Annotated in this window: 18 protein-coding genes; all 18 read left to right on the top strand. The window is 70.5% G+C overall.

Annotated features, from left to right (window positions below):
- A partial coding sequence (locus tag ABDW35_RS14015; RefSeq protein ID WP_343714488.1) for a 5-formyltetrahydrofolate cyclo-ligase occupies positions 1 to 217 on the top strand: 217 nt, incomplete at its 5' end.
- 12 nt (positions 218 to 229) lie between these two features.
- On the top strand, positions 230 to 1,069 hold the full coding sequence (locus ABDW35_RS14010; protein ID WP_343714487.1) for a TIGR00282 family metallophosphoesterase: 840 nt from the start codon (positions 230 to 232) through the stop codon (positions 1,067 to 1,069).
- A gap of 218 nt (positions 1,070 to 1,287) precedes the next feature.
- Positions 1,288 to 2,037, top strand: a complete 750-nt coding sequence (locus ABDW35_RS14005; RefSeq protein ID WP_343714486.1) for a YebC/PmpR family DNA-binding transcriptional regulator — start codon at positions 1,288 to 1,290, stop codon at positions 2,035 to 2,037.
- A 56-nt stretch (positions 2,038 to 2,093) separates the two neighbouring features.
- On the top strand, positions 2,094 to 2,603 hold the full coding sequence (gene ruvC, locus ABDW35_RS14000; protein WP_343714485.1) for a crossover junction endodeoxyribonuclease RuvC: 510 nt from the start codon (positions 2,094 to 2,096) through the stop codon (positions 2,601 to 2,603).
- Positions 2,600 to 3,226 (top strand): Holliday junction branch migration protein RuvA, encoded by a 627-nt coding sequence (gene ruvA, locus ABDW35_RS13995; RefSeq protein ID WP_343714484.1) that lies wholly within the window; start codon positions 2,600 to 2,602, stop codon positions 3,224 to 3,226. The genes ruvC and ruvA overlap by 4 nt, the downstream gene beginning before the upstream one ends.
- Positions 3,223 to 4,263 (top strand): Holliday junction branch migration DNA helicase RuvB, encoded by a 1,041-nt coding sequence (gene ruvB / locus ABDW35_RS13990; protein WP_343714483.1) that lies wholly within the window; start codon positions 3,223 to 3,225, stop codon positions 4,261 to 4,263. The genes ruvA and ruvB overlap by 4 nt, the downstream gene beginning before the upstream one ends.
- Positions 4,260 to 4,691, top strand: a complete 432-nt coding sequence (gene ybgC / locus ABDW35_RS13985) for a tol-pal system-associated acyl-CoA thioesterase (protein WP_343714482.1) — start codon at positions 4,260 to 4,262, stop codon at positions 4,689 to 4,691. The genes ruvB and ybgC overlap by 4 nt, the downstream gene beginning before the upstream one ends.
- Before the next feature lie 12 nt (positions 4,692 to 4,703).
- The gene (tolQ, locus tag ABDW35_RS13980; RefSeq protein WP_343714481.1) at positions 4,704 to 5,435 is read left to right on the top strand and encodes a protein TolQ; all 732 of its coding nucleotides are present in this window, start codon (positions 4,704 to 4,706) and stop codon (positions 5,433 to 5,435) included.
- The gene (gene tolR, locus ABDW35_RS13975; protein ID WP_343714480.1) at positions 5,435 to 5,965 is read left to right on the top strand and encodes a protein TolR; all 531 of its coding nucleotides are present in this window, start codon (positions 5,435 to 5,437) and stop codon (positions 5,963 to 5,965) included. Before tolQ ends, tolR begins: the two co-directional genes overlap by 1 nt.
- 10 nt (positions 5,966 to 5,975) lie before the next feature.
- Entirely contained in the window at positions 5,976 to 7,139 is a 1,164-nt protein-coding gene (locus ABDW35_RS13970) for a TonB C-terminal domain-containing protein (protein ID WP_343714479.1), read from the top strand.
- A 22-nt stretch (positions 7,140 to 7,161) separates the two neighbouring features.
- Complete coding sequence (tolB, locus tag ABDW35_RS13965; RefSeq protein ID WP_343714478.1) at positions 7,162 to 8,469, top strand: Tol-Pal system beta propeller repeat protein TolB; 1,308 nt, start codon at positions 7,162 to 7,164, stop codon at positions 8,467 to 8,469.
- A 121-nt stretch (positions 8,470 to 8,590) separates the two neighbouring features.
- Positions 8,591 to 9,067 (top strand): peptidoglycan-associated lipoprotein Pal, encoded by a 477-nt coding sequence (gene pal / locus ABDW35_RS13960; protein ID WP_343714477.1) that lies wholly within the window; start codon positions 8,591 to 8,593, stop codon positions 9,065 to 9,067.
- 242 nt (positions 9,068 to 9,309) lie between these two features.
- Entirely contained in the window at positions 9,310 to 10,182 is an 873-nt protein-coding gene (gene ybgF, locus ABDW35_RS13955) for a tol-pal system protein YbgF (protein ID WP_343714476.1), read from the top strand.
- Between the two features lie 3 nt (positions 10,183 to 10,185).
- Positions 10,186 to 11,475 (top strand): tRNA lysidine(34) synthetase TilS, encoded by a 1,290-nt coding sequence (gene tilS / locus ABDW35_RS13950; RefSeq protein WP_343714475.1) that lies wholly within the window; start codon positions 10,186 to 10,188, stop codon positions 11,473 to 11,475.
- Positions 11,476 to 11,579: 104 nt separating this feature from the next.
- Positions 11,580 to 13,505, top strand: coding sequence for an ATP-dependent zinc metalloprotease FtsH (ftsH, locus tag ABDW35_RS13945; RefSeq protein WP_343714474.1), 1,926 nt, complete (start codon positions 11,580 to 11,582; stop codon positions 13,503 to 13,505).
- Between the two features lie 20 nt (positions 13,506 to 13,525).
- Positions 13,526 to 14,824 (top strand): dihydropteroate synthase, encoded by a 1,299-nt coding sequence (folP, locus tag ABDW35_RS13940; protein ID WP_343714473.1) that lies wholly within the window; start codon positions 13,526 to 13,528, stop codon positions 14,822 to 14,824.
- Complete coding sequence (gene glmM / locus ABDW35_RS13935; protein WP_343714472.1) at positions 14,825 to 16,183, top strand: phosphoglucosamine mutase; 1,359 nt, start codon at positions 14,825 to 14,827, stop codon at positions 16,181 to 16,183. It abuts the gene before it with no gap.
- Between the two features lie 360 nt (positions 16,184 to 16,543).
- On the top strand, positions 16,544 to 17,491 hold a 948-nt coding region (locus ABDW35_RS13930), incomplete at its 3' end, for a phosphoserine transaminase (protein ID WP_343714471.1).

The raw sequence follows: 17,491 nt of genomic DNA, 5'->3' as shown, positions 1-17,491 counted from the left end.
CGTGCCGCTGCTCGGCTTCGACCGCAAGGGCTTCCGCATGGGCTATGGCGCCGGCTTCTACGACCGCACCCTGGCCGGGCTGCGGGCGCAGCGGCGAGTTCTGGCGGTCGGAGTCGGTTATGCCGGGCAGGAGGTCACGGCGGTGCCGATCGGCCTGCACGACGAGGCCTTGGATTGGATCGTGACGGATCGCGAGGCGATCCGCATTGCTGTGTGAGACGGATTTCGAATGCGCATTCTGTTCCTGGGGGATGTTGTCGGCCGTGCCGCCCGTGTGGCGGTGATGGAACAGGTGCCGCGGCTGCGCCAGCGCCTGGATCTCGACTTCGTGGTGGTCAATGGCGAGAACTCGGCCGGCGGCTTCGGCATCACCCCGAAGATCGCCGAGGAGTTCTATGAGTCGGGCGTCGACTGCCTGACCACCGGCAACCATGTCTGGGATCAGCGCGAATTGCTGGGCACCATCGACCGCGACTCGCGGATGGTGCGCCCGGCCAATTTCCCGGCCGGCACGCCCGGGCGCGGCGCCACGCTGCTGCAGGCCCGCGGCGGCCGCCAGGTGCTGGTGGTCAACATCATGGCGCGGCTGTTCATGGACGCGCTGGACGACCCCTTCGCCGCGGTCGACCGGCTGCTGGCCGACATGGCGATGCCGGGCGTGGTCGACGCCATCATCGTCGATTTCCACGGTGAGGCGTCGAGCGAGAAGATGGCGATGGGCCATCACCTCGACGGCCGGGTGACGCTGGTGGTCGGCACCCACACCCATATCCCGACCGCGGATCTGCACATCCTGCGCGGCGGCACCGCCTACCAGACCGATGCCGGCATGTGCGGCGACTATGACAGCGTCATCGGCATGGGGAAGGAGCCGGCGATCGCCCGCTTCATCCGCAAGATGCCGACCGAGCGGCTGACGCCGGCAGAGGGCCAGCCGACGATCTGCGGCCTGGTGCTGGAGACCGACGAGACCACGGGACTCGCCCGCAAGGTCGAGCCGCTGCGCATCGGCGGCCGCCTGGCGCCGGCCTGGCCGAGCGGTTTTGCCCCGGCAGAGCCGACCGGCTGAACCTATTCATCTGATTTCTTTGAAATTGCGTCTATCTGATTGCTGCGAAACGGAATATCCACGTTCGGAAATATTCGTGTCTCTTCCCTCCGGGCCACAAAACCGCCATAGTCTGGGCCTAACGCGGCGCCAGTGAGCGTGCGGTGGCGCTTGCCGTCGCCCGCCCGGCCGCATATCTCTCGCGCCGCGAACTCTCCAAGTCAGTCAGGCACTGCCCCATGGCCGGTCATTCACAGTTCAAGAACATCATGCACCGCAAGGGCGCGCAGGACGCCAAGCGGGCCAAGATCTTCACCAAGCTCCAGCGCGAGATCACCGTTTCCGCCAAGCTCGGCCTGCCCGACCCGGCGATGAACCCGCGCCTGCGCGCCGCCATCCAGGCCGCGCGCAAGGAGAACATGCCGAAGGACAACATCGACCGGGCGATCAAGCGCGCCACCGGCGACGGCAACGACAGCGACTATGTCGAGATCCGCTACGAGGGCTACGGCCCGGCCGGCATCGCCGTGATCGTCGAGGCGCTGACCGACAACCGCAACCGCACCGCGGCCGACGTCCGCTCGATCTTCGCCAAGCACGGCGGGTCGCTGGGCGAGACCAACTCGGTCAGCTTCATGTTCAACCGGGTCGGCGAGCTGGTGTTTCCGGTCAAGGCGGCCAGCGCCGATGCGATGTTCGAGGCGGCGCTGGAAGCTGGCGCCGACGACGTGCAGAGCGATGACGAGACCCACACCGTGACCACCACGGTCGAGGGCTTCGCCGCCGTGCGCGACGCGCTGGAAGAGAAGTTCGGCGCGCCGGATTCCTCGGGCCTTGTCTGGCGGCCGCTGAACAGCGTGGCGCTGAACGAGGAGCAGGCGGCATCGCTGCTGAAGCTGCTCGACACGCTGGAAGACAGCGACGACGTGCAGCGGGTCTCGGCCAATTTCGAGATCCCGGACGACGTCATGGCGCGGCTCACGGCCTGAGCCGGCGGAGGGATGATGGAGCGCGGGATGGCGAGGGCAGGGGAGATGGGGCGCCGATGAGGATCCTCGGCCTCGACCCCGGGCTGCGCCACACCGGCTGGGGCGTCCTGGATGTCGACGGCAACCGGTTGCGCTACATCGCCGATGGCAGCGTCGATTCCGACGACAAGGCCGACCTCGCCATGCGGCTCGTGCAATTGCATGACGGGCTGGTCGAGGTGATCCGAGACTGGACGCCGGACGAGGCGGCGGTCGAGGAGACGTTCGTCAACAAGAACCCGACCTCGACCCTGAAGCTGGGCCTGGCCCGCGGCGTGGTGCTGCTGGTGCCGGCCCTGGCCGGGCTGCGGGTCGCGGAATACGGCGCCAACCACATCAAGAAGTCGGTGGTCGGCGCCGGCCATGCCGACAAGACCCAGGTCCAGCACATGGTGCGGATGCTGCTGCCGGGAACGACCTTCCGGACCCCTGACGCGGCCGATGCCCTGGCCGTGGCGATCTGCCACGCCCATCACCGCCAGACCGAAGCCAGCATCGCCGGCATCCGGCTGCAGGTGGCGCGATGATCGCCCGGCTGCGCGGCCTGCTCGACAGCGCCGGGGCCGACCATGCGGTGATCGACTGCAATGGCGTCGGCTATCTGGTGTTCTGCTCGCGCCGCACCCTCGGCCTGCTCGGCGGCCCGCGCGAGGCGGTGGCTGTGCATGTCGAGACCCATGTGCGCGAGGACCACATCCATCTCTACGGCTTCGCCGACACGGCGGAGCGCGACTGGTTCCGCCTGCTGACCACGGTGCAGGGGGTGGGGGCCAAGGTGGCGCTGGCCATCCTGTCCGTACTGTCGCCGGACCAGGTGGCCACTGCCGTCGCCGCCGGCGACAAGGCGATGCTGGCCCGGGCCGACGGCGTCGGGCCGAAGCTGGCCGGCCGCATCGCGTCGGAGCTGAAGGACAAGGTCGGCGGCATCGCCCTCGGGCCGGCCGTCATCGCCTTCCACGCCGGCGGGGCTGCCCCCGCGGCCGCTCCGGCGGAGGCCGGCGCCGCGTCCGACGCGGTCTCCGCCCTGGTCAATCTCGGCTACGGCCGGGCCGAGGCTTTCGCCGCGGTGGCCAAGGCCGGCGGCAAGTTGGGGCCCGAGGCGACGGTGTCGGCGATCATCCCCGCTGCCCTGCGTGAGCTGGCGTCATGAGCGGAGATGCCGACCGTATCGTCACCGGCGAGCGCCAGGGCGACGACGACGCCTCGCTGCGGCCGCAGACGCTGGAGGATTTCGTCGGCCAGCGCGAGGTCTGTGACAATCTCCGCGTCTTCGTCACCGCGGCGCGCAGCCGGGCCGAGGCGCTGGACCATGTCCTGCTGTTCGGCCCGCCCGGCCTGGGCAAGACCACCCTGGCCCAGATCGTGTCGCGCGAACTCGGCGTCGGGTTCCGCGCCACCTCCGGCCCGGTGATCGCCCGCGCCGGCGACCTGGCGGCGATCCTGACCAACCTGCAGCCGCGCGACGTGCTGTTCATCGACGAGATCCACCGCATGAACCCGGCGGTGGAGGAGATCCTCTATCCGGCGATGGAGGATTTCCAGCTCGACCTGATCATCGGCGAGGGGCCGGCGGCGCGGTCGGTGCGGATCGATCTGCCGCCCTTCACCCTGGTCGGCGCCACCACCCGGTCCGGCCTGATCACCACGCCGCTGCGTGACCGCTTCGGCATCCCGCTGCGGCTGAACTTCTACGGCACGCCCGAGCTGGAATCGATCGTCGCCCGCGGCGCCCGGCTGCTGGGCTGCCCGCTGACCGACGAGGGCGCGCATGAGATCGCCAAGCGCTCGCGCGGCACGCCGCGCATCGCCGGGCGGCTGCTGCGCCGGGTGCGCGATTTCGGCGCGGTGGCCGGGCTGGCGCAGATCGACGCCCGCGCCGCCGACCAGGCGCTGAAGCGCCTCGATGTCGACGAGGCCGGGCTGGACGCCATGGACCGGCGCTATCTGCGCATGATCGCGGAGCATTACGGCGGCGGCCCGGTCGGGGTCGAGACGCTGGCGGCGGCGCTGAGCGAGCAGCGCGACATGATCGAGGAAGTGATCGAGCCCTACCTGCTGCAGCAGGGCCTGCTGCTGCGCACGCCGCGCGGCCGGGTGCTGGGCGACCGCGGCTACCGCGCTCTCGGCTTGGCCGAGCCGAAGCGCGGCGCCTCCCAACTCGACCTGCTGGCGGAAGACGAGCCGTGAGCGCGCTCCACAGCTTCCCCGTCCGGGTCTATTGGGAGGACACGGACGGGTCGGGCATCGTCTACCACGCCTCCTATCTGCGCTTCGCCGAGCGGGCACGGACGGAGTTGCTGCGCACAGCGGGCTTCGAGCAGTGGACGATGCTGGAGCAGACCGGCATCGCCTTCGCCGTGCGCCATTGCGTCATCGACTACCGCCGCTCCGCCCGGCTGGACGACCAGCTGACGGTCGAGACCGCGGTGACAGCGATCGGCGGCGCCAGTCTCGAAATGTCGCAGGCGATCCGGCGCGGGGACGATGACATCGTCACATTGCTGCTGAAATTGGCCTGCATCACTCGTGACGGCCGGGCGGCGCGGATGCCGCCGCGGCTTCGCGAGGTGTTCAACGCGATCAAGGACCAGACCGCGTCGCACGCGGCAGGGTGAAGGGCGAAGGGTATGGAGCAGTCGGTGATCGATACAGCCCAGGTGGCGGGGCAGGGTGCCCTGCACAATCTGAGCATGTGGGGCTTGTTCCTGCAGGCCGATGTGATCGTCAAATTCGTGATGCTGCTGCTGCTGGCGGCATCCGTCTGGTGCTGGGCGATCATCTTCGAGAAATGGATTCGCGTCCGGCGGCTGAACCGCCAGGCCGACGCCTTCGAGGACGCCTTCTGGTCCGGCGGGTCGCTCGACGACCTGTACGACCAGGTCGGCGCCAACCCGCCCGACCCGATGGCCGCCACCTTCGCCGCCGGCATGAAGGAATGGCGCATCGCAGCCGATCGCGGCCTCAGCCAGTCCGGCAGCATGCGCGCCGGGCTGCAGCAGCGCATCGACCGGGTGATGCAGGTGACCATGACGCGTGAGCTCGGCCGGGTCGAGCGCGGCATGACCGTGCTGGCCTCGGTCGGCTCGACCGCGCCCTTCGTCGGCCTGTTCGGCACGGTGTGGGGCATCATGAACTCGTTCCAGTCGATCGCCGCTCAGGCCGACACCAGCCTCGCCGTGGTGGCGCCGGGCATCGCCGAGGCGCTGTTCGCCACCGCCATCGGCCTGTTCGCCGCCATCCCGGCCACCACCGCCTACAACAAGTTCTCGAACGACCTGAACAAATACGCCGAGCGGCTGGAGAACTTCGCCGGCGAATTCGGCGCGATCCTGTCGCGCTATCTCGAGGACCGCAGCTGATGGGCGTCTCCCTGTCCCATGCCACCGGCCGCACCCGCGGCGGCCGTCGCCGCACCCTGCGCCCCAACGCCGACATCAACGTTACCCCCTTCGTCGACGTCATGCTGGTGCTGCTGATCGTGTTCATGGTCACGGCGCCGCTGCTGACCGTCGGCGTGCCGGTCGACCTGCCGCAGACCCGCGCCCAGAACATCCCGACCAAGGAGCAGCCGCTGCAGGTCACCATCGACGCCCAGGGCCAGATCTACGTGCAGAAGAAGCAGGTGGCGATGGAGGACCTGGTGCCGATGCTGACCGCGATCGCCAAGGCGCAGTCCCAGGGCGCGGCCGCCGGCTCTGGCGGCGGCCCGGCCGAGACCCGCATCTTCGTGTTCGGCGACCAGGCGCTGGCCTATGGCCGGATCATGCAGGTGATGGGCGCCATCACCTCCGCCGGCTTCACCCGCGTGGCGCTGATCTCCGAGACGCCGAAGGGCCAAGCGGCCCTGACGCCGGCCCCCGCGACCGCCGCGCCGGCACCGAGGCGCTGACAAGAGCCCCATGCGTCCCAGTCTCATCATCTCCCTGGCCCTGCACGCGATCCTGCTGATCGTGCTGATGTTCGGGCTGCCGCTGTTCCGGCGCGACGCGCCGGCGATCGCGGTCGTGCCGGTGGAGATCGTCAGCGCCGATGCGGTCGGCGCGGGTGCGACCGGCGAGATCGCGCCGGACCGCCCGCCGGCCCCGGATGCCACCGGCGACGCCGATGCGCCGCCGCCGCCGGCTGCCGCCAAGACCCCGCCGACACCGAAGCCGCCGGCCCAGAGGCCGGAGCCGCCGAAGGTGGCGCAGCTGCCGCAGCCGCGGCAGTCCGAGCCGACGCCGCAGGCGCGCCCGGCGCCGGAGCCCGAACCGGCCTCGCCGCCGCCTCCGCCGCCGACCCCGCCGGCACCGAAGACGCCGCCGCAGGCGCCGGAGATGCCGACGCCGCCGACGCCGACCCCGCCGCCGCCCACGCCGCCGCCACCGCCGGTGCAGGCGCCGTCGCCCGAGGCCACCAAGCCGCCGCCGCCTCCGCCGACGCCGCAACAACCGCCGCCCCCGCCGCCGCAGCGGCCGAACCCGCCCTCAGGCAAGCCGCAGGCCGAGCCGACGCCGACTCCGTCGCCGCCGACGCCACCGGCCCAGACGGCCGAGGCCGACCCGATGGCCATCTCGCCGACCGAAGCGCCGCGCCCGGGATCCCGGCCGAAGGCGCCGCCGCCGGCACCGGCGCAGCAGGGGGCCGCCACGCCGACGCGGCCGGCCACGTCGTCGCAGCCGGAAAGCGACCAGATCGCTGGCCTGCTGGATGGACAGCCGAACGGACGGACATCCAGCCGTTCGTCGAACCGGGCGCAGCGCCCGACAGGGCAGGGCGGTCGTGAGACGCGCCTGTCCGTGGGTGACGAGGGTGCGATCCGCGAAAGGCTTAAGCCATGCTGGAACGTCGACGAAGCGGCCCGGAACAAGCCAGCTGTCCAAGTTCGCGTCGCCGCCATCCAGCCTGACGGAACCATCCGTCCCCAGGATGTCACGGTGGTGAATGACGGTGGCGATCCGAGCTGGGGTGCCAGGGCGCGACGGGCGCTGCTCAACCCGGCCTGCCAGCCCCTGCCTGCCCCCCAAGGCGGGTGGACATCGGAATCCTACCTCTTCAATTTCGATCCCAAGGACTACTTCTGACCAGCCAGGAACCGAGGTGCAGATGATGAAACGAGGCTTCCTCCAGACCACGCTGGCCGCCCTGGCTGCGGTCGTATCCCTCTCGCTCGTGCCGGCTGCGGCCCGGGCCGAGATCCGGATCGATATCAATCAGGGCGTGACCCAGCCGATGCCGATCGCGATCACCGACTTCCCCGGTGATTCCGTCGGCAGCCAGATCAGCCAGATCATCTCGGCGGATCTGCAGCGCTCCGGCCTGTTCGCGCCGATCGACCCGCGCGCCTTCACCCAGGACGCCGCGTCCTTGCAGCAGGGGCCGCGCTTCGCCGACTGGAAGGTGCTGGCGGCCCAGGCCCTGGTCACCGGCCAGGTCCGGCCGCGCGGCGACGGCCGCTTCGACGTCGACTTCCGGCTCTGGGACGTTGCCGCCGAGCAGCAGCTGACGGGCCTGACCCTGACCGGCGACAGCGCCCTGATGCGCCGCGTCGCCCACAAGATCGCCGACGAGATCTACCGCGCCGTCACCGGCGAGGACGGGTATTTCGACACCCGCGTCGTCTACGTCTCCGAGACCGGGCCCGAGACCAACCGGGTCAAGCGCCTGGCGATCATGGACCAGGACGGCGCCAACCATCAGTTCTTGACCGACGGGTCGCAGCTGGTGCTGACGCCACGCTTCTCGCCGAGCACGCAGCAGATCACCTACATGGCCTATGTCGGCAACAAGCCGCGGGTCTACCTGCTCGACCTCGGCAGCGGCCGGCAGGAATCGCTGGGCGACTTCCCGAACATGACCTTCTCGCCGCGCTTCAGCCCGGACGGCAACCGGGTGATCTTCAGCATGGCGCAGAACGGCAACACCGACATCTATGTCCAGGACCTGCGCACCCGCTCGGTGCAGCGCCTGACCTCGGACCCCTCGATCGAGACCTCGCCCTCCTACTCCAAGGACGGGACGCAGATCGTGTTCGAGAGCGACCGCGGCGGCAGCCAGCAGCTCTACATCATGAACTCCGACGGGTCGGGGGTGCGCCGCCTCAGCTTCGGCCAGGGCACCTATGGCACGCCGGTGTGGTCGCCGCGCGGCGACCTGATCGCCTTCACCAAGATCACGCGCGGCCAGTTCTCGATCGGCGTGATGCGGCCGGACGGGACGGGCGAGCGTGACCTGGCCTCGGGATTCCTGGCGGAAGGCCCGACCTGGGCGCCGAACGGCCGCGTGCTGATGTACACGGCGAGTGGCGGCGGCGGGAGCAAGCTGGTGACGGTCGACATCACCGGCCGGGTCAGCGCCGCGGTGCCGACGCCCTTCGATGCGTCCGACGCCGCATGGTCGCCGCTGCTGCCGTGACGGCAAGCCGCAGAAATGCTAGAAATTACGCAAGAAATACCTTGCGGAGCGGGCAGTAACCTGCTTTTCCCTCAACCGCTTTCCGAATCGTAACGTCGGATCCACGTCAGGGGCAAAAACCATGCGTCTCAAGATTGTGTCCCTCATGGGGGCTCTGCTGCTGGCCACGGCCTGCAGCTCCACCCAGAACGCCGGCACCGGCGCCGGCGCCGGCGGTCTCGGCACGGGCGGCACCGCCGTTCCCGGCTCGCAGCAGGATCTGGCGCAGAACATCGGCGACCGGGTGTTCTTCTCGCTCAACGGCTTCGACCTGAGCCCTGAGGCGCAGGCCACGCTGAACAAGCAGGGCGGCTGGCTGCAGCAGTACCAGAATGTGGCCGTGACCGTCGAAGGCCACGCCGACGAGCGCGGCACCCGCGAGTACAACCTCGCCCTCGGCGACCGCCGCGCCAACTCGGTGCGCAACTACCTGATCGCCAATGGCGTTGCCCCGTCGCGGGTCACCACCATCAGCTACGGCAAGGAGCGTCCGGCGGTGCCGGGCCACGACGAGTCGGCCTGGGCGCAGAACCGCCGGGCGGTCACCGTCGTCAACTGATCCCGCCGGCCGGCGGACCGCGCCCCGTGGCCGGTCCGCCGCAGGACGGAAGACTCGCGCGCCGGACGGCGGCAGCGGCATTGCCGTTGTCGCTGTGCCCGGCGCGTCTTATTTTCGCCGCTGGGATCGGCTCAAGATCAGCCGAAAATCGGTCCCGCGGCCCAGGCCGAACCCGTGCCCCGAACCAAGGAGGTGGAGGCGACATGCCGGCTTCGCAGAGGCGATGGAGTGTATTCGCGGCCGTGGCGCTTGCCGTCGCGGTCCTGGCCCCGTCCGGGCCCGGCCGGGCGCAGAGCTACGAGGCCCAACTCGAGGTCCGCGTCAGCACGCTGGAGCAGCAGATCTCGCAGCTGACCGGCCAGATCGAGCAGTTGCAGTACCAGAACCAGCAGCTGGCCGACCAGCTGAAGCGGGCCCAGGCCGATATCGAGTTCCGGCTGAACGAGCTCGAGGGCGGCGGCGCCAAGGCCGCGCCGGCTCCGGCCCCTGCCCGGAAGGCGCCGTCCCAGGGCAGCGCCCCGGCCGCGCCGCGCACGCCGCAGCCCTTCACCCCGACGCCGCTGGTGCCGCCGAAGCGGTCCGACGCCGGTCCCGTGCCCCCCGGCTATGACGACCAGGGCGACGCCCTGGCCGCGCCGCAGGAGATGGGGGCCGTCGACCCGGGCCCGGCGCCACAGGTGCCGGGCTTCGCCTCGACGGAGCCGCAGCCCTATGGCTTCGGCGCACCGGCCGGCGACGCCACGGCCGCGTACAACCAGGCCCAGGGCCTGTACAACCGCGGCGACTATGACGGCGCCATCGCCGGTTTCAGCCAGGTCATCGCCGCCAATCCCGGCGGCGGCCTGGCCGGCAACGCCCATTACTGGCTCGGCGAATCCCTGCTGGCAGTGGGCCGCCCGGGCGAGGCGGCCAACGCCTTCAACACCGCCTGGTCGATGGACCCGCGCGGCCCGAGGGCGCCGGATGCGTTGATGCGGCTGGGGCAGTCCCTGGTCGCCGCCCGGCAGGACCGTTCGGCCTGCGACGCCTTTGCCCGGCTGGTGGCCGACTATCCCGACGCCCCGGCGCAGATGCTGCGGCGCGCCAAGGACCAGCAGCAGCTGATGCGCTGCTGATGCATGAACGACCCGGTCACAGCCGAGCCCGTCTCGGATGAGGAATTCGCCGCGCGGCTCGACCGCCTCGGCCCCTTCGACCGGCCCCTTCGCCTTGCCGTCGCCGTCTCGGGCGGCCCGGACAGCATGGCGCTCAGCCTCCTCGCCGCACGCTGGGTCCGGCAGAGGGGCGGCCAGCTCCTGGCCCTGATCGTCGACCACCGGCTGCGCCCGGAGTCGACCGCCGAAGCCGCCGCTGCCGGCGCTTCCCTGACCCGCCACGACATTCCGCACCGGATCCTGGTCTGGACCGATGCTCCCGCCCGGGCCTCGCAGGAGCAGGCACGCCGTGCCCGCTACGCCCTGCTGCAGCAGGCCTGCCGCGAAGCCGGCATCCGCGACTTGGCTGTCGCCCATCACCGCGAGGACCAGGCCGAGACCGTGCTGCTGCGCCTGGCCAAGGGCAGCGGCGTCGACGGGCTGGCCGGCATGGCCGCCTGGCGCCCGGCGCCCTGGGGCCGGCTGCTGCGGCCGCTGCTCGACCTGCCGAAGGCGCGGCTGGTGGCCACCTGTGTCGTCTTCGGCGTGGTCCCGGCCGACGATCCCTCCAACCGCCGCAGCCGCTATGCCCGCGCCCGGCTGCGCGCCGCCCGCGAGGTGCTGGCGGCGGAGGGGCTGACCGAGGACCGGCTGTTCGCATTGGCCCGCCGTGCCGGCCAGGCCCGGGATGCGCTGGAGCGGATCACCGCGGAGTTGGGCCGCCGCGCCGTGCGGCTCGACCCCGCCGGCTACGCCGCCATCGACCTGCCAACCCTGCGGCAGGCGGAACCGGAGATCGCCCGGCGCTTGCTCGAGTCCGTCACCGCCTGCATCGGCGGCGGAGCGGAGCCACGGTTCGACGCCGTGGAACGGCTGGCGGGCGCGGTGCGGGACGGTGCGCTGCTGGGTCGCACCCTCGGCCGCTGCCGGCTGCGGGTAGCCGGCGACCGGCTGCTGGTGTTCCGCGAGCGCCGCTTCCTGCCGGAGACCGCCGGGCTCACTCCTGGAACATTCTTGCTCTGGGATGGTCGTTTCCGCATCGAAATGCCGGCTGACGCCGCTTCCGGCGATCGGATCGCAGCCTGGGGCGACGCCGCTGCGGGGCAGGGGCGGCCGTCAGATCTTCCCTTCGAGGCTGCCGCGACGCTGCCCGGGCTGTGGCGCAACGGCCACGTGCGGCGGCGGCCCGACCTGGCGGGTGTCCTCGAAGATGGCCTGTTTCTGCGGTTCGAGCCGTCGCGGCCGCTCCTGCCGAATGGATTCCCGGTTGTTTAGACGCGGCGCTATATTATCTACTAGCGAGCCTCCGGAGGCATTCCGGGGACCCACGACGCCGTGGCGCCGCGCAAGCGGTATGCGCGGGACATGAGGCGACGTCCGTGAATAATTTCGGCAAGAACTTTGCGCTCTGGATCATCATCGGCCTGCTGCTCCTCGCGCTGTTCAACCTGTTTCAGACGTCCGGCGGGCGCAGCTCGCAGGGCGAGCTGGCCTATAGCGCGCTGGTGAAGGCGGTCGAGGACAAGCAGATCGCCGATGCCCGGATCCAGGGCCAGACCATCTCGGGCCACTACACCAACGGCCAGGCCTTCCAGACCTACGCGCCGGAAGGCACCGACATCGTCAACCGGATGACCCAGAACGGCGTCCTGGTGCAGGCCGCTCCGATCGACGGCCCCAGCCCGCTGCTGAACATCCTGGTGTCGTGGCTGCCGATGCTGCTGCTGATCGGCGTCTGGATCTTCTTCATGCGCCAGATGCAGTCCGGCGGCGGCAAGGCCATGGGCTTCGGCAAGAGCCGCGCGCGGCTGCTGACCGAGCGCACCGGGCGCATCACCTTCGACGACGTCGCCGGCATCGACGAGGCCAAGCAGGAGCTCGAGGAGATCGTCGAGTTCCTGAAGGACCCGCAGAAGTTCCAGCGCCTGGGCGGCAAGATCCCGAAGGGCGTGCTGCTGGTCGGCCCCCCGGGCACGGGTAAGACCCTGACCGCCCGTGCGGTCGCGGGTGAGGCCAATGTGCCGTTCTTCACCATCTCGGGCTCGGACTTCGTCGAGATGTTCGTCGGCGTCGGCGCCAGCCGCGTCCGCGACATGTTCGAGCAGGGCAAGAAGAATGCCCCCTGCATCATCTTCATCGACGAGATCGACGCGGTCGGCCGCCATCGCGGCGCCGGCCTTGGCGGCGGCAACGATGAACGCGAGCAGACGCTGAACCAGCTGCTGGTCGAGATGGACGGCTTCGAGGCGAATGAGGGCGTGATCCTGATCGCCGCCACCAACCGACCGGACGTGCTGGACCCGGCGCTGCTGCGCCCCGGCCGCTTCGACCGCCAGGTGGTGGTGCCGAACCCGGACATCATGGGCCGCGAGAAGATCCTCAAGGTCCATATGCGCAAGGTGCCGCTGGCGCCGGACGTCGATCCGCGCACCATCGCCCGCGGCACGCCGGGCTTCTCGGGCGCCGACCTCGCCAACCTTGTCAACGAGGCGGCGCTGCTGGCCGCCCGGCGCGGCAAGCGCGTGGTCTCCCATGCCGAGTTCGAGGAGGCCAAGGACAAGGTCATGATGGGCGCCGAGCGCCGCTCGATGGTCATGACCGACGAGGAGAAGAAGACCACCGCCTATCACGAGGCCGGCCACGCCATCGTCGGCCTGTACGTGCCGGAGCATGATCCGATCCACAAGGCGACGATCATCCCGCGCGGCCGGGCCCTGGGCATGGTCATCAGCCTGCCGGAGAACGACCGCATCAGCTGGGCCAAGATCCAGATGGAATCGCGGTTGGCCATGACCTTCGGCGGCCGCTTGGCGGAAGAGCTGATCTTCGGGCCGGAGCGGGTGACCAGCGGTGCGTCGAGCGACATCCAGGCGGCGACCAACCTGGCCCGCGCCATGGTCACCGAATGGGGCATGTCGCCGAAGCTGGGCCGGCTGCGCTACAGCTCGAACGGCCAGGAGGTGTTCCTCGGCCATTCGGTGACGCAGACGCAGAACGTCTCGGAGGAGACGGCGAAGATCATCGACGAGGAGATGCGTCGCCTGATCGAGGAGGCCGAGACCAAGGCCCGCAACATCCTCACCGAGCACATCGACCAGCTGCATCTGCTGGCCAACGCCCTGCTCGAATTCGAGACGCTGACCGGCGACGAGGTGCGGGGCCTGATCCTGCGCGGCGAGCCGATCGTGCGGCCGGAGCCGAATGACGAGCCGCCGCCGCCGAAGCGCCCGACCAGCGGCAAGCGCACCTCGGTGCCGTCGGGCGGCGCCAAGGGCATCGACCCGGAGCCGCAGCCTGGTACGTAACCGGGCGGGCACCTGACCGGATGACGACTGACAAGACCCACGGGCCGCGTTTCGACGCGGCCCGTGCCGTTTCCCTCTCCGACGAGTTTGCGCCCTGGGCCGGTCGGCCCGGAGTGCGCGTCTATCTGCGGCCGCTCGGCTTGGCCGATGCCGCGCCCGGCGGCCTGGCGCTGGCGGGCGGAACGCTGCCCTTCGACCGGCTCGAGCTGATCCTGCGGCAGGAGTCCCCCTCACCCTCCCGTTCGCCAACGCGAACGGGCCCCTCCCTCTCCCCGAGGAGAGGGGAACCATCACCTCTCCCCCGGGGAGAGGTCGGAACCGCGGCAGCGGTTCCGGGTGAGGGGGCGGCACCGGCCCATCCGTCATCTGACATCGTCCGCGCCGTCGCCGATCTCGACACGCTGCGCCGCTGGGCTGCCAGCCGCGGCCTCGATGCCGAGATCGAAGACCGGCTCGACGAGCTCAGCCGGCCACGTCCGCCCTTCGCCGGGCTCGCTCTCGATCGCCCGCGACTGATGGGCATCGTCAATGTCACCCCCGACAGCTTCTCCGACGGCGGCGACTTCGCCGATCCCCGCCGCGCCGTCGCCCACGGTCTGGCCCTGGCCGAGGCCGGGGCGGAGATCCTCGACATCGGCGGCGAATCGACCCGGCCCGGCTCCGCCCCGGTGTCGCAGGACGAGGAGATCGCGCGGATCGGGCCGGTGATCCGCGACCTCGCCAATCGGGGCCTGACCGTGTCGGTCGACACCCGCCATGCCGCGGTGATGCAGGCGGCGCTGGCCGCCGGCGCCCGCATCGTCAACGACGTCACCGGCCTGACCGGCGATCCCGCCAGCCTCGGCGTCGTTGCCCGCGCCGGCTGCCCCGTGGTGCTGATGCACATCCAGGGCGAGCCGCGGACGATGCAGGAGAACCCGGTCTACGATGACGTCCTGCTCGACGTGTTCGACTGGCTGGAGGAGCGGGTGGGGGCCTGCGCCGCCGCCGGCATCCCGCCCGGCCGCATCGCGGTCGACCCCGGCATCGGCTTCGGCAAGAAGTCGCTGGACCACAACCTGCCGCTGCTGCGCGGCCTATCGCTGCTGCACGGACTCGGCTGCGCCGTCCTGCTCGGCGTGTCGCGCAAGCGCTTCATCGGCACCCTGTCCGGCGCCGCCGATCCGAAGTCGCGGGTGGCGGGGTCGGTCGCGGCGGGGCTGTACGGCGTGGCCCAGGGGGTGCAAATCTTACGGGTGCACGACGTCGCCGAGACGCGGCAGGCGCTGGCCGTGTGGTCGGCGCTGCAGGTGGGGATCGAAGCAGAGGCAGGGGACTAGATGACGCGCAAGCTGTTCGGGACCGATGGCATCCGCGGCCGTGCGAATGTCGAACCGATGACGGCTGAGACGGCGCTGAAGGTGGCGACGGCCGCGGCAGCGCAGTTCCGCCGCGGCGACCATCGCCACCTGGTGGTGATCGGCAAGGACACCCGCCTGTCCGGCTATCTGCTGGAGCCGGCGCTGACCGCGGGCTTCATCGGCGCCGGCATGGACGTCACCCTGGTCGGGCCGATCCCGACCCCGGCCATCGCCATGCTGACCCGGTCGCTGCGCGCCGATCTCGGGGTGATGATCTCGGCCTCGCACAACCCCTATGAGGACAACGGCATCAAGCTGTTCGGGCCGGACGGCTACAAGCTGTCGGACGAGGTCGAGCGCGAGATCGAGGATCGCATCGCCCAGCCCGCCGAGGACCAGCTGGCCCCCGCCGCCCGGCTCGGCCGCGCCCGTCGTCTGGACGATGCTTCCGGCCGCTATATCGAATACGCCAAGAACACCTTCCCCAAGGGCCTGCGGCTCGACGGGCTCAAGGTGGTGGTCGATTGCGCCAACGGCGCCGCCTACAAGGTCGCCCCCGCGGTGCTGTGGGAGCTGGGGGCCGAGGTGATCACCATCGGCGTGTCGCCCGACGGCCTGAACATCAACAAGGGCTGCGGCGCCACCGCGACCGACGTGATGCAGCAGGCCGTGGTGGCCCATGGCGCCCATCTCGGCCTGTCGCTGGACGGCGACGCCGACCGGCTGATCATGGCTGACGAGACCGGCCGCCAGATCGACGGCGACCAGCTGATGGCGATGATCGCGCGCGACTGGCTCTCCGGCGGCCGCCTGGCCCAGCCGGCCGTGGCCGCGACGGTGATGTCCAACCTGGGCATGGAGCGGTTCCTCGGCGGGCTGGGCATCAGCCTGATCCGCACCGCCGTGGGCGACCGCTACGTGGTCGAGACGATGCGCGAGCGCGGGCTGAATCTGGGCGGCGAGCAGTCCGGCCACATCGTCATGAGCGACCACGCCACCACCGGCGACGGGCTGATCGCGGCGCTGCAGGTGCTGGCGGTGATCCAGCAGGCCGGCCGGCCCTCCAGCGAGGTGTTCCGGGTGTTCGAGCCGATGCCGCAGCGCCTGCGAAGCGTGCGCTTCACCCCGGTCCCGGGGACGCCGTCGCCGCTGGAGCAGACCCCGGTGAAGGACGCGATCGCCGCGGCCGAGGCCAGGCTGGGCAAGGATGGCCGCCTGCTGATCCGCAAGTCGGGCACCGAGCCGCTGATCCGGGTGATGGCCGAGGGCGAGGACGCGGCGCTGATCGAGACTTTGGTTGGCGAGATCTGCGCGACGATCGAGACCGCGGCGGCTTAGAGACCATTCGGAAACGCGCCGGCGCGGCCGTCTGATGGCGGTTTCTGCGCTTCCGGTGCTCACGCACAAAATGTGCGCTGCGCTCCGGTTCTCGAAACCACCACCAGCCGACTCACGCCAACGCGTTTCCAAATGGTCTCTGACCGCTCTTCCCATCCACTGTCATTGCCGGGCTTGACCCGGCAATCCAGGGGCCACCGAGAGCGGTTCTTGAAAGCCCCTGGATCCTCGGGTCAAGCCCGAGGATGACAGTGAAAACAGGGCGGGCTCCAAAATCCGATTGACGGAACCGGGGCGATCTCTATCCTCCGCGGCGGGCCACGTCCCCCCACCGGGACGCTGCTATCTGGAAGGATAGACATGACTGCGAGTGCGCTCGCCCCCACGCCCGGACTCCGTCCGCGCAACCCTAATTTCTCCTCCGGTCCCTGTGCCAAGCGTCCCGGCTGGTCGCTTGAGGCGCTGCAGAACGCCGCCCTCGGCCGGTCGCATCGCGCCGGCATCGGCAAGGCCAAGCTGGCCGACGTGATCGAGCGGTCGAAGCGCGTGCTGCGCATGCCCGCCGACTGGCGCCTGGCCATCGTGCCGGGATCGGATACCGGCGCCGTCGAGATGGCGCTGTGGACACTGCTCGGCGCCCGCGGCGTCGACCTCCTGGCCTGGGAAAGCTTCGGCGAAGGCTGGGTCACCGACGTCGTCAAGCAGCTGAAGCTGCCGGACGTCCGCACCTTCACGGCGCCGTACGGCGTGCTGCCGGACCTGGCGCAGGTCGATTTCGACCGCGACGTGGTGCTGACCTGGAACGGCACCACCTCCGGCGTCCGCCTCGCCAATGGCGACGCCATCCCGGCGAACCGCCAGGGCCTGGTGATCTGCGACGCCACCTCGGCCGCCTTCGCCATGGACCTGCCCTGGGACAAGCTCGACATCGTCACCTGGTCCTGGCAGAAGGTGCTGGGCGGGGAGGGCGCGCACGGCATGCTGGCCCTGTCGCCCCGCGCGGTGGCGCGGCTGGAGAGCTACACGCCGGCCTGGCCGCTGCCGAAGGTGTTCCGCCTGACCTCCAAGGGCAAGCTGACCGAGGGCCCGTTCAAGGGCGAGACCATCAACACCCCGTCGATGCTGTGCGTCGAGGACGCGATCGACGGCCTGGCCTGGGCCGAGGAGATCGGCGGCCTGCCGAAGCTGATCGAGCGGTCGGAGAACAATCTCGCCGCCGTCGCCGCCTGGGTCGCGCGCACCCCCTGGGTCGACTTCCTGGCGGCGGATCCGGCGATCCGCTCCTGCACCTCGATCTGCCTGAAGATC

This window comes from Inquilinus sp. (assembly GCF_039594555.1).
GTDB lineage: Bacteria > Pseudomonadota > Alphaproteobacteria > DSM-16000 > Inquilinaceae > Inquilinus.
Note: the sequence above shows the minus strand (reverse complement) of the source record. Positions and strands in the feature narration are given on the sequence as shown.

Bases quoted from the DNA above. Each gene is read 5' to 3' on its own strand.
- ABDW35_RS14010 (WP_343714487.1), top strand. From the start codon at position 230: ATGCGCATTCTGTTCCTGGGGGATGTTGTCGGCCGTGCCGCCCGTGTG.
- ABDW35_RS14005 (WP_343714486.1), top strand. From the start codon at position 1,288: ATGGCCGGTCATTCACAGTTCAAGAACATCATGCACCGCAAGGGCGCG.
- ruvC (WP_343714485.1), top strand. From the start codon at position 2,094: ATGAGGATCCTCGGCCTCGACCCCGGGCTGCGCCACACCGGCTGGGGC.
- ruvA (WP_343714484.1), top strand. From the start codon at position 2,600: ATGATCGCCCGGCTGCGCGGCCTGCTCGACAGCGCCGGGGCCGACCAT.
- ruvB (WP_343714483.1), top strand. From the start codon at position 3,223: ATGAGCGGAGATGCCGACCGTATCGTCACCGGCGAGCGCCAGGGCGAC.
- tolQ (WP_343714481.1), top strand. From the start codon at position 4,704: ATGGAGCAGTCGGTGATCGATACAGCCCAGGTGGCGGGGCAGGGTGCC.
- tolR (WP_343714480.1), top strand. From the start codon at position 5,435: ATGGGCGTCTCCCTGTCCCATGCCACCGGCCGCACCCGCGGCGGCCGT.
- ABDW35_RS13970 (WP_343714479.1), top strand. From the start codon at position 5,976: ATGCGTCCCAGTCTCATCATCTCCCTGGCCCTGCACGCGATCCTGCTG.
- tolB (WP_343714478.1), top strand. From the start codon at position 7,162: ATGATGAAACGAGGCTTCCTCCAGACCACGCTGGCCGCCCTGGCTGCG.
- pal (WP_343714477.1), top strand. From the start codon at position 8,591: ATGCGTCTCAAGATTGTGTCCCTCATGGGGGCTCTGCTGCTGGCCACG.
- tilS (WP_343714475.1), top strand. From the start codon at position 10,186: ATGAACGACCCGGTCACAGCCGAGCCCGTCTCGGATGAGGAATTCGCC.
- folP (WP_343714473.1), top strand. From the start codon at position 13,526: ATGACGACTGACAAGACCCACGGGCCGCGTTTCGACGCGGCCCGTGCC.
- glmM (WP_343714472.1), top strand. From the start codon at position 14,825: ATGACGCGCAAGCTGTTCGGGACCGATGGCATCCGCGGCCGTGCGAAT.